This is a genomic window from Cognaticolwellia beringensis, from assembly GCF_002076895.1.
GTDB lineage: Bacteria > Pseudomonadota > Gammaproteobacteria > Enterobacterales > Alteromonadaceae > Cognaticolwellia > Cognaticolwellia beringensis.
This window is the reverse complement of sequence record NZ_CP020465.1, coordinates 4,306,789-4,320,432: the sequence shown is the minus strand read 5'-3', so window position 1 is coordinate 4,320,432 and position 13,644 is coordinate 4,306,789. Positions and strand designations below refer to the sequence as shown.

At 39.1% G+C, this 13,644-nt stretch carries 11 protein-coding genes; 3 read left to right on the top strand and 8 right to left on the bottom strand.

What is annotated here, in order from left to right; translation table 11 throughout:
• The first annotated feature begins 13 nt into the window (after positions 1–13).
• Together ppsA and ydiJ are read left to right on the top strand one after the other, a co-directional pair.
• A complete protein-coding gene (gene ppsA, locus B5D82_RS18205) occupies positions 14–2,392 on the top strand; it encodes a phosphoenolpyruvate synthase (protein WP_081153691.1) in 2,379 nt (792 codons plus the stop codon).
• Between the two features lie 174 nt (positions 2,393–2,566).
• A complete protein-coding gene (gene ydiJ / locus B5D82_RS18200) occupies positions 2,567–5,638 on the top strand; it encodes a D-2-hydroxyglutarate dehydrogenase YdiJ (protein ID WP_081153689.1) in 3,072 nt (1,023 codons plus the stop codon).
• Between the two features lie 167 nt (positions 5,639–5,805).
• On the opposite strand, the gene B5D82_RS18195 is transcribed toward ydiJ, so the two are convergent.
• The gene (locus B5D82_RS18195; RefSeq protein WP_081153687.1) at positions 5,806–6,849 is read right to left on the bottom strand and encodes a Leu/Phe/Val dehydrogenase; all 1,044 of its coding nucleotides are present in this window, start codon (positions 6,847–6,849) and stop codon (positions 5,806–5,808) included.
• 207 nt (positions 6,850–7,056) lie between these two features.
• Here B5D82_RS18195 and B5D82_RS18190 point away from each other — a divergent pair, with 207 nt between their 5' ends.
• Positions 7,057–7,467, top strand: coding sequence for a DUF4826 family protein (locus B5D82_RS18190; RefSeq protein WP_245807514.1), 411 nt, complete (start codon positions 7,057–7,059; stop codon positions 7,465–7,467).
• A gap of 18 nt (positions 7,468–7,485) precedes the next feature.
• On the opposite strand, the gene B5D82_RS18185 is transcribed toward B5D82_RS18190, so the two are convergent.
• The 7 genes from B5D82_RS18185 to B5D82_RS18155 all read right to left on the bottom strand — a co-directional run bounded on the left by B5D82_RS18185 (position 7,486) and on the right by B5D82_RS18155 (position 13,535).
• Positions 7,486–7,947 carry a GNAT family N-acetyltransferase gene (locus B5D82_RS18185; protein ID WP_081153683.1) on the bottom strand — a complete coding sequence of 154 codons (462 nt, stop codon included), beginning with the start codon at positions 7,945–7,947 and terminating at the stop codon, positions 7,486–7,488.
• 4 nt (positions 7,948–7,951) lie between these two features.
• Positions 7,952–9,106 carry a cupin domain-containing protein gene (locus B5D82_RS18180; RefSeq protein WP_081153681.1) on the bottom strand — a complete coding sequence of 385 codons (1,155 nt, stop codon included), beginning with the start codon at positions 9,104–9,106 and terminating at the stop codon, positions 7,952–7,954.
• Positions 9,107–9,207: 101 nt separating this feature from the next.
• Positions 9,208–10,578, bottom strand: a complete 1,371-nt coding sequence (gene purB, locus B5D82_RS18175; RefSeq protein ID WP_081153679.1) for an adenylosuccinate lyase — start codon at positions 10,576–10,578, stop codon at positions 9,208–9,210.
• Positions 10,579–10,599: 21 nt separating this feature from the next.
• Positions 10,600–11,223, bottom strand: coding sequence for a high frequency lysogenization protein HflD (gene hflD, locus B5D82_RS18170; protein ID WP_081153677.1), 624 nt, complete (start codon positions 11,221–11,223; stop codon positions 10,600–10,602).
• 12 nt (positions 11,224–11,235) lie between these two features.
• Positions 11,236–12,381 carry a tRNA 2-thiouridine(34) synthase MnmA gene (mnmA, locus tag B5D82_RS18165; protein WP_081153675.1) on the bottom strand — a complete coding sequence of 382 codons (1,146 nt, stop codon included), beginning with the start codon at positions 12,379–12,381 and terminating at the stop codon, positions 11,236–11,238.
• 64 nt (positions 12,382–12,445) lie between these two features.
• Positions 12,446–12,925, bottom strand: a complete 480-nt coding sequence (locus B5D82_RS18160; protein WP_081153673.1) for an NUDIX hydrolase — start codon at positions 12,923–12,925, stop codon at positions 12,446–12,448.
• On the bottom strand, positions 12,918–13,535 hold the full coding sequence (locus tag B5D82_RS18155; protein WP_342743786.1) for a pseudouridine synthase: 618 nt from the start codon (positions 13,533–13,535) through the stop codon (positions 12,918–12,920). The genes B5D82_RS18160 and B5D82_RS18155 overlap by 8 nt, the downstream gene beginning before the upstream one ends.
• Positions 13,536–13,644 lie beyond the last annotated feature (109 nt).

The window sequence follows — 13,644 nt, the reverse complement described above, 5'->3', positions numbered from 1 at the left end:
TGGAGATGTTGTCGTGCAAGAATACGTACTTTGGTATGAAAATCTAGGAATGAATGATGTAGACCGTGTAGGCGGTAAAAATGCATCATTGGGTGAAATGATTTCTAATCTTTCAAATGTAGGTGTACAAGTACCAGGTGGTTTTGCAACTACCTCATATGCTTTTAACGAATTTCTAGAACAAAGTGGCCTGAACGATAAAATTTATCAACTACTTGATGATTTAGATGTTGGCGATATTAATGCCTTGGCTGAATGCGGTGGTAAAATCCGTCAATGGATTATAGATACACCATTTTTACCTGACATGCAGAAGGATATCGAACAAGCTTACGCCGAACTTGCGGGTGGCTTTGCCGATGACGCTTCATTTGCTGTCCGTTCATCAGCCACTGCAGAAGATATGCCAGATGCCTCTTTTGCTGGTCAACAAGAAACTTTCCTTAACGTTCGTGGTTTAGACGCCGTAATGGTCGCGATTAAACACGTTTTTGCCTCTCTTTTTAACGACCGTGCTATTTCTTATCGTGTACATCAAGGTTATGACCACCGTGGCGTTGCGCTTTCTGCTGGTATTCAGCGCATGGTACGCAGCGATATTTCTTCTAGTGGTGTCATGTTCTCTATCGATACCGAGTCGGGTTTTGAAGACGTCGTCTTTATTACCTCAAGCTATGGCTTAGGTGAAATGGTAGTGCAGGGGGCTGTTAACCCTGATGAGTTCTATGTTCATAAACCGACGCTAGCCAAGGGTAAACCTGCAGTTGTGCGCAGAAATATTGGTAGTAAAGCCATTAAAATGATTTACGCAGCTAACCAAGAACATGGTAAGCAAGTTGAAATTGTTGATATTGACCAAGCGCAGTCAGATACTTTTTCGCTTAACGATAAAGAAGTTGAAGAGCTAGCAAAACAAGCGGTAATTATTGAAAAGCACTATGGTCGTGCCATGGACATTGAGTGGGCTAAAGATGGTCTAGACGGTAAGCTTTATATTGTACAAGCGCGTCCAGAAACAGTTAAAAGCCGTGAAAATGCCAATGTAATGGAACAGTTCCAATTACAAGCAACTGCTGACATTATCTGTGAAGGCCGCTCGATTGGTCATAAAATAGGTAGCGGTCAAGCGAAAGTTTTATCTTCTTTGGCTGAAATGGATAAAATTTTACCGGGTGATGTTTTAGTTACCGATATGACCGACCCTGATTGGGAGCCGATCATGAAGCGTGCTTCTGCTATTGTCACCAATCGTGGTGGTCGTACTTGTCATGCGGCCATTATTGCCCGTGAAATGGGGATTCCAGCGGTTGTCGGTTGTGGTGATGCCACTAAAAAAATAGCCACAGGTGATGAAATTACCGTTTCTTGTGCTGAAGGTGATACCGGGTTCATTTATAAAGGTAAATTGGATTTCACGGTAACGACCTCTGAAGTTGATTCAATGCCTGATTTGCCATTGAAAATAATGATGAATGTTGGTAATCCAGATCGCGCATTTGCCTTTGCTCGCTTACCTCACGCAGGTATTGGTTTGGCACGTTTAGAATTTATTATTAATAAAATGATCGGTGTTCATCCGAAAGCATTATTGAATTTTGATGAGCAATCATTAGAGCTTCAAGAAGAGATCCGTGAAATTATTGCCGGTTATGACAATCCTGTTGAGTTTTATATCGCTAAACTTACCGAAGGTATTTCTACATTAGCCGCAGCTTACGCGCCTGAAAAAGTTATTGTTCGGATGTCTGATTTTAAATCAAACGAATATGCAAACTTAGTTGGTGGTGAACATTTTGAGCCGGAAGAAGAAAACCCGATGATTGGTTATCGCGGTGCTTCTCGCTATATTTCTAAAGACTTTAGAGATTGTTTTGCGCTTGAATGTGAAGCGATTAAACGTGTTCGTAACGACATGGATATGACACATGTTGAGATCATGATCCCGTTTGTACGCACACTTGGTGAAGCCTCAGCGGTTATTGATATTTTAGCAGAGCACGGATTAAAGCGTGGTGAGAATGGTCTGCGTATTATCATGATGTGCGAATTACCTTCTAACGCTTTACTCGCTGATCAATTTTTAGATTATTTTGATGGCTTCTCGATTGGCTCTAATGACTTAACGCAATTAACTTTAGGCTTAGACCGTGACTCAGGTTTAGTTGCACACTTGTTTGATGAACGTGACCCTGCCATTAAAATATTGCTAGAAATGGCGATTAAAGCCTGTAAAGCACGCGGTAAATATGTTGGTATTTGTGGTCAGGGTCCTTCAGATCACGAAGACTTTGCCGCTTGGTTAGTAGATAAAGGCATTGAAAGCTTATCGCTTAACCCAGATACTGTCTTGCCTACATGGTTATATTTGGCAGAGCAGCATAATAAAAAGTAATTTTTTCTTGCAGAAATAAACTGATTAAAAAATTTCTATATGAAATTAAGCCTAGGTGCTTTTTTGTCATGACGATGATAAAAAGTTCTTAGGCTTTTTTTGTTAAACGATCAAATTAACAAACGGCCATGATATAATATTGGCCACATAATATTGTTAATAGAATTTTTATCCATGTTACCTCGCTTAAGTCCTCAAGAGTTAGTTTCTCCTTTATATCAAGAGTTTGCCAAAATCTTGGCGACTAAACATTTTACCGGTGATATTAATTTTCAATATAGCGCACGTTTAGCTCATGCAACTGATAATAGTATCTATCAACAGCTGCCTCAATTAGTACTACACCCTAGAAGTAAGCAAGACATTCAAATTATTACCTTACTTGGCAGTGAAGATAAATTTAACGCAATAAAGTTTAGTGCGCGCGGCGGCGGTACAGGTACTAACGGGCAAAGTTTAACGCCTGGTATCGTTGTAGATTTATCCAAATACATGAACCGTATTCTGGAAATCAATGTCGAAGAAAATTGGGTACGTGTCGAAGCGGGCGTGATTAAAGACCAATTAAATGATTACTTAAAGCCTCATGGTTTCTTCTTCTCACCCGATTTATCAACCAGTAATCGAGCAACGGTGGGTGGCATGATAAATACCGATGCATCAGGCCAAGGCTCTTTGGTTTATGGTAAAACCTCCGATCACGTTTTATCACTTGACAGTGTTTTGGCTAATGGTGAGTTATTAAATACCAAACCTCAAACCATGGCTCAAGCACAGGCACTTGCTAAGCAGGACAGTACGGAAGCAAAATTGATGCAACAAGTGCTTAATACTTGTGTAGATAATCGAGCATTAATTTTAGAAAAATTCCCACGATTAAATCGGTTTTTAACCGGTTATGATTTAGAAAACGTTTTTAATGACGATTTATCTATGGTTGATTTAAGTCGTATTATTACCGGTTCTGAAGGATCGCTAGCGTTTGTTTGTGAAGCAAAATTAAATTTAACACCGATAGCTAACGCTAAAACGCTGATTAATATTAAATATGATAGCTTTGATTCTGCGCTTCGCCATTCACCGCGCTTAGTACAAGCTAAAGCGACATCGGTTGAAACTATTGACAGCACAGTGTTGAACTTAGCTAAACAGGATATTGTTTGGCAACTGGTCAGTGATATGTTGCAAGATGTTGATGGCGCCATTATGGATGGCATTAACATGGTGGAGTATAACGGCGAAAGTATTGAGAGCGTAGCAGATCAAGTTACCGCGCTTTGTGCAGAGCTTGATAAAGATATTGCTAACAAAACGGGTGTTATTGGCTATCAAGTAACGTCGGATCTCGCCAGTATTAGCAAGTTATATACTATGCGAAAGAAAGCCGTTGGCTTGTTGGGTAATACTAAAGGTAGTCAAAAGCCATTAGCATTTGCCGAAGATACAGCTGTTCCGCCAGAAAACCTAGCTGATTATATCGCTGAATTTAGACAACTCCTTGACGGCTATGGTTTACATTACGGTATGTTTGGTCATGTCGATGCCGGTGTTTTACATGTCAGACCCGCACTTGATATGTGCGACCCTGAACAAGAAATTTTACTCAGAGAAATTTCAGACAAAGTGGTCGCATTAACAGCTAAATATGGCGGTCTAATGTGGGGCGAACATGGTAAAGGCTATCGTAGTGAATATGGTCCTGAATTTTTTGGCGACACTTTATTTAGCGAATTACGAAAAATCAAAGCCGCTTTTGACCCGTTTAATAAAATGAACCCAGGGAAAATTTGTACACCATTTAACTCCACGGATAAGCTGGTTTCTGTTGATGATACCAAGCGTGGTTTTTACGATAGACAAATACCAATATCCGTAAAAGACTCGTTTAATTCAGCGCTAGATTGTAATGGTAACGGTTTATGCTTTAATTATGACGTAGACAGTCCAATGTGTCCTTCTAGCAAGGTAACGCGTGACCGAAGACATTCTCCAAAAGGTAGAGCTGGCTTGATGCGAGAGTGGTTACGCTTATTAGAGGCTAAAGGCGTAGATGTTTTAGCCATGGAGAAAAACATACAAAACTGGTCAGTAAAAAGTCTCCTCGATAAGGTAAAAAACCGTTTTAATAGTCAATTTAATCGTGCAGAGTCTGATGATTTTTCCCACGAAGTTATGGAAGCAATGCAAGGGTGTTTAGCCTGTAAAGCTTGTGCGAGTCAGTGTCCAATTAAAGTTGATGTGCCAGACTTTAGAGCCCGCTTTATTAACCTTTACCACACACGATATTTTAGACCTTTAAAAGATCACTTAGTGGCGAATGTAGAATCGATGACACCAATAATGGCTAAAGCACCCAAAATAGTTAACCGTGTTTTATCGTCTAATATTTACGATAAATTATCTCAAGTTACTATTGGCTATGTTGACACACCACTGTTGTCTATCCCGACATTAACGCAAAGAACAATGGAGCATAAATTTACTCCCTTTGATTTATCAACACTGCAAAGTATGTCTGATGAGCAACGGGCAAAGTCGTTGCTGATTGTTCAAGACCCATTCACTTCATTTTATGACGCAAAAGTTGTTGAAGATTTTATGCTGTTGGTGAAAAAACTTGGCTTTGATCCGATACTGTTACCCTTTAAGCCCAATGGTAAGCCTCAGCATGTTAAGGGCTTTTTAGACAAGTTTGCAAAAACAGCTAAATCGACAGCTGAATTTCTGAATCAAATACAACAACTAGCACTGCCGATGGTAGGGTTAGATGCATCAATGGTGCTATGTTTCAGAGATGAATATAAGCAGATATTAGGTGATAACCGTGGCGATTTCGAAGTGAAGTTAGCCCATGAATGGCTAATAACGCTGGTCGATGAACAAAAGAGTAAGCCAATTGATACCAATAACAACGTCAACAAAGTAGCTTATAAATTGTTTGCCCATTGTACTGAAAAAACCGCATTAGCGGGCAGTGAAGGGCAGTGGCAGCATATATTCCAACATTTTGGTTTGTCTTTATCGAATGTATCTGTTGGTTGTTGTGGTATGGCAGGCACTTATGGTCATGAAAAAATTAATTTAGAAAACTCTACATCGCTTTATAACATGAGTTGGCAAAGTAAAGTGGCCAACTTAGCTACAGAACAAGTGCTAGTAACCGGTTATTCTTGTCGCAGTCAAATTAAGCGATTAGATAACAAAGTTACCTTACATCCGGTTCAAGCCTTACTAAAAGCGTTATAGTCTTTCTGTAGACTACAACTAAATGTTATGGCCTTGATTGTAAGCCTTGTCTGGGTTTCTCACATTTAAAACTCACATTTAAAACAATAAAAGCACCCAAAGGTGCTTTTATTGTTTTAATCTATTGCTTAATACTGACAGCTAATAGCTAATAACTGTCTTTTCTACTATTTAGCACCATTAGCAATAATATTACGTGCCATTTCATCGGCAATAAAACCCGTTGGCATGTTATTCGACGCTGCTGTTGTAAAAACAGTCATCAAAGTGTTGTAAATATTTTCTACTAACTTTGTCGCACTTTTAGCGCAATAAGGTTCAGGGTAAATCTCTAACGCCACATTGATAATACCCCCTGCGTTGATAACATAATCAGGTGCATACAAAATACCTTTCTCGAGCAACGCTTGATCATGATGCTTTTCGGCTAACTGGTTATTAGCACAACCGGCAATGATGGTTGCTTTCAACTGCGCAATACTCTCATCATTAATTGACGCACCAAGAGCACAAGGTGAATACACATCAACATCTTGACTATAAATTTCGTCTAAACCAACCACGGTTGCGTTCAGCTCTGTTGCTGCTCTATCTAAGGCAACTGGGTTTATATCCGTAACAAATAATTGTGCACCGGCGGCATGTAATTTTTCACAAAGTGAATAACCGACACTGCCAAGGCCTTGTACTGCAACTTTAATACCAGTTAAATCGTCTCTATCTAACTTAAATTTAACCGCCGCTTTAATGCCTAAGAAAGTACCCAATGCGGTGAACGGAGCTGGGTTACCGCTTTTGCCTTCAAGACCAGAAACGTAGGCGGTACTTTGATTAACTATTGCCATGTCACCTGTCGTGATATTTATGTCTTCAGCGGTATAGTATCGACCATTTAAATTATTAACCGCATGGCCGAAAGCTTTAAATAACGCTTCAGATTTTAGCGTTTTTGCATCGCCAATAATAACGCCTTTACCACCACCGAGTTTTAAACCGGCCATGGCATTTTTATATGTCATGCCCTTAGATAAACGTAATACATCTTTAAGTGCTGCTTCATCGCTTGCATAATCCCAAAAACGACAACCACCTGCTGCTGGCCCTAATACTGTACTATGAACAGCGATGATTGCTTTCAGCCCTGATGCTTCGTCACTGCAATAAACGACTTGTTCATGGTTATCAAAATCTACCAAATCAAAAACGGCCACTATCGAAATCTCCAATCATATTAGATATAGTTAAAGTCTTATTTATGCTTTAACTAGGGTTGTAATAATTCGCTGCGCACAATACCATTTAGGTAAATGCTTCGCTAGTTAAGCCATCAATAAACTTGTACTTTACTGTGAACTAATTCATACAAACATTCTTAATGTTAATATCTTATTAAAATAATCAATATAAAGACCATAAATATGACAGAGAAAAAATCAATGACGGATGAAGAAAAGCAAGCTTGGATCCGAGAACAGTATTTAAAAGCCACTAAATACCTTGCCGATAAAGGGTTAGTTACCGCCAGTGTTTCTGACACTGAGAGTCGCTATTTAGTCCCCATTATGGCGGTATGGAAAATTAACTTGCTTGATAAAACTTCTGTATGGGTTATTTCGGGAGATTTACCCACCGATCACATTGCCTTAAATAGTGGCGAGCCTGCACGAGATGTGGTTAGACACTTTTCCTTAAAGTGGCAACTGCAAGCAGAAAACTTGTTGCGTTTAGAAGACAAAGCACAACATCAGTTTGCACAATTGTTAATAGGTCGTGCTGATGGTTTGTATAAAATTTATGAAAAGGCTGAGCTTTGGCAAGAAACGTCATAGCGTCAGGGTTGATAACTTTTAGTGGCTTAGGTAATACTTCGCCACGCTAATTTCATTTATTGGGCAAGTCATTTTTTGTCTGGGCATACCCGCTTCCATAAATACTGCACCTGCGGTATCAAAATTAAATGCTCTAAAATAATCGGTTGCTTCTAAAGGGCAATAGATAAATATTTCTTTTAAGTTCATTTCGTGCGCTATTGTAAACAGCTTTTGTAAGATAATTCTATCCACGTGATCTTTGCGGCAGGACCTTACAACAGCAATTCGGCTTATTTCTCCGCTAGACAAAATGCGACCGGTGCCTATAGGTTCTTGTGTTTTATCATGACAAGCGAGCACATGATTAGCAAAGTGATCTTTGCGATCGAACTCAATACTTTTCGGGATACGCCATTCATAGACAAAAACCTGTTCCCTAACATTTTTAAGTAAGGGAGCTGCTTGCTCCCACTGCACTCTACTAACCGTGTATGACATTAATTTATTCTATATACCAATAACCCTTATTTAAAACATTAGTTAATAATTGTGTGTTTTTCAAACAATGAGTGAAACTTTTCACTTTTTGGGTTGTTAATGGTTCTTGTTGTGCTAAATGTTGGGCTAATTCAAGGGTATTGTTATCTAAGGCAAAGCTTTCGCCGTTAATATAAAGTGTCGTCTGGTTATCGTTTATTATCGCCGCTTTTAAGCCTGATACCGGCATAAATAAAATATCTGGCTCTGATAAGATATCTTTTAGCTTTTCTTCATCTATCTCATTTACCGGTACTAAAATTTCTAAGGCATGATGGCCTTGAGTTAGGTATTGGCCGATAAATTGTTCATAGAACCCTTCTTGATCAAGTTGTTGCAACATAAATGCTTTTAATTGCTGCTTGTCATGCTGAGTTATATTAAAACTGGCTTGAGATAAAGCTCTTTCAGGATCACTAAACCTTTGTTCACCGAGATTATTATCGATAAGTTTATCGGCAAAACTCGACCATAACTCTTGGCTTGAGGGCGCTTGAAATCCAATAGAAAAATTAACTGAGTTTTCTATTGATACACCATTATGTGGGTGATTTGGTGGTATATAAAGAAGATCACCTGCTTGCGTTATTTCATCGATAATGGCTTCAAATTTTGAAACTTGTTTCAGGTCTGGGTGGGGTAATAATGTAGTTAAACTGCTATCAGGAGCACCCACTTGCCAGCGTCTTTTACCGCTACCTTGAATAATGAAAACATCATATTGATCTAAATGAGCCCCAACACCGCCATTAGGTGTTGAAAAACTGACCATGACATCATCTATGCGCCAGCTTGGAATAAAAGCAAAAGGTGCGAGTAAATCATGCGTTGGTCTTGACCAGTTGTTTACCGCTTGCACTAATAGAGTCCAGTCGGTTTCGCCATATTGAGAAAAATCCTCAAAAGGTCCGTGATCTACTTGCCATTCTGCTTTGCTATTTACACTAACAATACGAGACTCTATTTCACCTTCCATGGCCAATCCTGCAAGCTCATCTGCTGTTATTGAGTCTTCAAAATTAGTAAAAGCTTGTTTGATCAATAACGGTTTTTTTTGCCAGTATTGTGCAAGAAATATTTCGGGGCTTAAATCTCCCCAATTCAACGAATCTATATTCATGGTGAAACCTTATAATCTCAGTATTGTAGCAACATTTAAATAATAAAAAGGGAGCCTAATGGATCCCTTTTTTATCAGCAAAACTCAGTGTGAGTATTTGACTAGTCTAGCTCGTCAATAAACTCTACAGCACGGCCAATATATGAAGCCGGTGTCATTTCACACAGTTGTGCTTTAGCCGCTTCTGGTAATTCTAAGGTCATAATAAATTCACGCATTGAATCACCATTAACACGCTTGCCACGGGTTAATTCTTTTAGTTTCTCATAAGGCTTTTCGATACCGTAACGACGCATGACCGTTTGGATTGGCTCGGCGAGTACTTCCCAGTTTGAGTCAAGTTCAGCGGCTAAGTTAGCTTCATTTACTTGCAGTTTACTGATACCTTTACGTGTCGCTTGATAGGCAATTAATGCATGTGCGAAACCGACACCTAAATTACGTAAAACTGTAGAGTCCGTTAAGTCACGTTGCCAGCGAGAAATAGGTAATTTCTGGGCTAAATGGGTAAATAAAGCATTCGCAATGCCTAAATTACCTTCAGAGTTTTCAAAGTCAATTGGGTTAACTTTATGTGGCATCGTTGATGAACCAATTTCACCCGCAATGGTTTTTTGCTTGAAATGTCCCATGGCTATATAGCCCCAAATATCACGATCGAAATCAATTAATATGGTATTAAAGCGAGCAATAGCGTCGAATAGCTCTGCAATATAATCATGCGGTTCAATTTGAGTGGTAAAAGCATTTAAACGTAAACCTAACGAGTTAACAAACTCATTAGCAAAGTTGTGCCAGTCTACTTCAGGGTAAGCGGAATAATGGGCATTGTAGTTACCGACAGCACCGTTAATTTTTCCTAATATTTCAATTTGGGCAATTTGTTCGCGTTGACGTTTTAAACGAATATAAACGTTCGCCATTTCTTTACCTAGTGTACTAGGAGAAGCCGGTTGACCGTGAGTACGACACATCATAGGAATGTGCTTATACTCGACTGCCAGTGCTTTTATGTCGCCAAGAATATCGTCAATCATTGGCATTAACACATGTTCACGACAATCAGATAACATTAGACCGTGTGAAAGGTTGTTGATATCTTCTGAAGTACAAGCAAAGTGAATAAATTCGGTAATAGCATTTAACTCAGCATTGCCGCTAATTTTATCCTTAAGAAAATACTCAACCGCTTTTACATCATGGTTGGTTGTTGCTTCAATATCTTTAATACTTTGAGCATCGGCTTCTGAAAAATCACTAACAATCGCATCTAAAAGTGCATTAGCTTGTGCAGAAAACGGCGGTACTTCTGCTATTTCTGCAGTCGCGGCTAACTTTTGTAACCAACGTACTTCAACCGTTACACGGTATTTAATTAAGCCAAATTCGCTGAAAATAGGGCGTAATGATTTAACTTTACTGCCATAACGACCGTCAACCGGTGATATCGCACTTAATGCTGAAAGTTCCATAGTAAATTCCTGAAGTTATATTTAAATTTCTTTAAGTAATTGTTGAGCACACGCAACCATCTTTGTGCGACCAAATAATATATTTCTACGTTTTCCGCCAACTTGACGCCATAAAACGCTTGAGCGAATACCTGCTAGTAATAAAGCACGGATTTTATGTTGATTGCTTTGTTGTTTAAGTAAACTTGGCTCACCAGCAACTTGTATCGGTGTGCCGATAGGGCTGAGTAGATCACTGTAAATGCTGGCTAAACTAGCAATAAGGGTGTCACTAGTAATATCGTAATGGGCCAATTGACGTTGGCTTTGTTCGATACGGTCACCGAGCAGCGATAATTGATTTTTTTTATTAGCTAAACGTCGCTCTAAGCCTAATAAACCGACGACATAACGTGTTAGCTCTGGATCTTTTTTCTTGGTTTGATTGCCTAATTGTTCAATTAAGGCATTTAACCCCGATGCTAAGTGCGCAATATCATTACTATAAACCTCTAAAATATTATTAGGTGAAGTCACCATAATACTGTTTAGCATAATAGCGAGCTCAGACTCATCTACTGTGCCTGTTCGGGCAACTTTTTGCACTAAAACAGAGGCTTGGCATATTGCTGCCATGGTAATTGTTTGTTTTTCTAAATTATTCATGTATGCCTTACATTAACGAATAAGGGAATTGATAATACCGCCGCCAAGGCAAATATTATCTTGATAAAACACCACAGATTGTCCGGGTGTTACTGAGCTTTGAGGCTCAGAAAACATAACTAAATATTCACCATTGGCCATCGGTGAAAGATTACAAGCGACATCTTCTTGTCGGTAACGAGTTTTTACCGTACAGCTAATCGGTGCTGTTAGCTCTACCCGGTCAACTAAATGTAATTGATTTGCCACTAAACCTTTAGAGAATAGGCGAGGGTGGTTATGGCCTTGTCCTACGATTAACACGTTACGCTTAAGATCTTTGTCAACAACATACCAAGGTGCTTCACCTGCATTGGCAAGACCACCAATACGCAAACCTTTACGTTGACCTAGCGTGTGGTACATTAAACCATCATGTTCACCAATAGCTTCGCCTTCAGGCGTTTCTATTACACCGGGTTGAGCCGGTAAATATTTGCCGAGAAAGTCTTTAAATTTTCGCTCACCAATAAAACAAATGCCGGTACTATCTTTTTTGTTATGAGTGATTAAATCGGCTTTTTCAGCAATAGCTCTCACTTCAGGTTTTTCAATATGGCCAACAGGAAAAAGCGTTCTACCCACTTGCTCGTGACTCAAAGTATAAAGAAAATAGCTTTGGTCTTTGTTACTGTCTAAACCACGGTGCATCTGCCATTTACCCTGGTTAAATTTGCGCTGTACGTAATGACCGGTAGCAATGTAGTCAGCACCTAAGTCTTCACAAGCAAATTCAAGAAAGGCCTTAAATTTAATTTCTTTATTACACATAATGTCAGGATTAGGCGTTCTACCTGCTTTATATTCTGCGAGAAAATATTCGAAAACATTGTCCCAGTATTCAGTAGCGAAATTAATCGTATGAAGTTTTATGCCTAATTTCTCACAAACACTTTGCGCATCAGCTAAATCTTCTGCGGCAGCGCAATACTCGTCATTGTCATCTTCTTCCCAGTTTTTCATGAACAAGCCTTCGACTTGATAGCCTTGTTCAATTAATAAATAAGCAGAAACAGAAGAATCTACACCACCCGACATACCAACAATGACTTTAGTCTCTTGTGGTAATTTATCTTTTGGGGCGATTGAGTTTGCATTTACATGTTCGTTCGAGGTCATGACAACTATATTTCAATGGAAAATGGCGCGAAATTATAGCATGGTCATTTAGCGCGATGATAGATTAAAGATTAGATTTTAAGAGACTTAACTCAATTTTTTTACCGCTGAGGTAATCTTCAATACATTCCAACACTAATGAACTGCGTAATTGTGCTGATTTTGCTTTAATTTCTGACAGCGTTAACCAATGACAAGCAATAATTTCCTCATCTTGTGGTTGGCAAATTGAAAATGACTCGAGTTCAATAACAAAACAAAAACGTAAATAATGAAGGTTTAACGATTGTCGATAATAATAGTAAATACCGCAAAGATGATCTGGTGAGGCGGTTAATCCCGTTTCTTCCTGTAATTCGCGCATCGCGGCGGCAATTAAGTTTTCACCCGCCTCCAAATGTCCTGCGGGTTGGTTATACACTGTTTTACCATGTTCTAATTCTTCAACTAGCAGGAATTTATCTTGGCAGGCGACAACAACCGCTACGGTTGTATTGGGTTTAAACTGTGCACTGCCGTGTGGGTTTGTTAGTAGATTATCCATGATTTATTCTTTTATATTCCCCATTATTAATACCCTCTAAAGTCCATTGACCGATGCTATAACGGATCAACCTCAGGGTTGGAAAGCCAATGTGAGCAGTCATTCTTCTTACTTGGCGATTTTTTCCTTCCTGTATGGTTATTTTTAACCATGTGGTTGGAATTGCTGCGCGCTCTCTTATTGCTGGAATTCTTGGCCAAATGTTAGGCTCAGCCATAATATCGACTTTAGCGGGTTTAGTAAGGCCATCTTTTAATTCCACACCTGCTCGCAGTGGGGCAATATCAGCTTCTGTGGCTGCTCCTTCAACTTGCGCCCAATAGGTTTTATCGGTTTTTTGACTTGGGTTGGCGAGTTTGTGCTGAAGTTTGCCATCATTGGTTAATAATAGCAGTCCTTCACTATCTCTATCGAGACGCCCAGCAGCGTAAACATCTTTAACGGCGATAAAGTCTTTGAGAGTTTTTCGATTTTGATCATCGGTAAATTGGCATAATACATCGAAGGGTTTATTAAAAAGTACGATTTCTGGCTGAAAGCCAACTGGTCGTACCTTTGTTGGTTTTCGCTTGTATTTGCGTGTAAGGCTTTGATTTTTATTGATTGTCACTATTTTTTACCTTGTTAAAAATATGCTAGTTCTAATTCATCTATTTTAATGCGCTATGAATTCCGATATTATGCGGCCGAAAAATATTATTTATCGATAAAATGAATAT

What these genes read in the sequence shown, in the direction of transcription:
- hflD (WP_081153677.1), bottom strand. Translation starts at nt 11,223, where the DNA reads ATGAATAATTTAGAAAAACAAACAATTACCATGGCAGCAATATGCCAA.
- purB (WP_081153679.1), bottom strand. Translation starts at nt 10,578, where the DNA reads ATGGAACTTTCAGCATTAAGTGCGATATCACCGGTTGACGGTCGTTAT.
- B5D82_RS18160 (WP_081153673.1), bottom strand. Translation starts at nt 12,925, where the DNA reads ATGGATAATCTACTAACAAACCCACACGGCAGTGCACAGTTTAAACCC.
- B5D82_RS18185 (WP_081153683.1), bottom strand. Translation starts at nt 7,947, where the DNA reads ATGTCATACACGGTTAGTAGAGTGCAGTGGGAGCAAGCAGCTCCCTTA.
- mnmA (WP_081153675.1), bottom strand. Translation starts at nt 12,381, where the DNA reads ATGACCTCGAACGAACATGTAAATGCAAACTCAATCGCCCCAAAAGAT.
- ydiJ (WP_081153689.1), top strand. Translation starts at nt 2,567, where the DNA reads ATGTTACCTCGCTTAAGTCCTCAAGAGTTAGTTTCTCCTTTATATCAA.
- B5D82_RS18180 (WP_081153681.1), bottom strand. Translation starts at nt 9,106, where the DNA reads ATGAATATAGATTCGTTGAATTGGGGAGATTTAAGCCCCGAAATATTT.
- B5D82_RS18190 (WP_245807514.1), top strand. Translation starts at nt 7,057, where the DNA reads ATGACAGAGAAAAAATCAATGACGGATGAAGAAAAGCAAGCTTGGATC.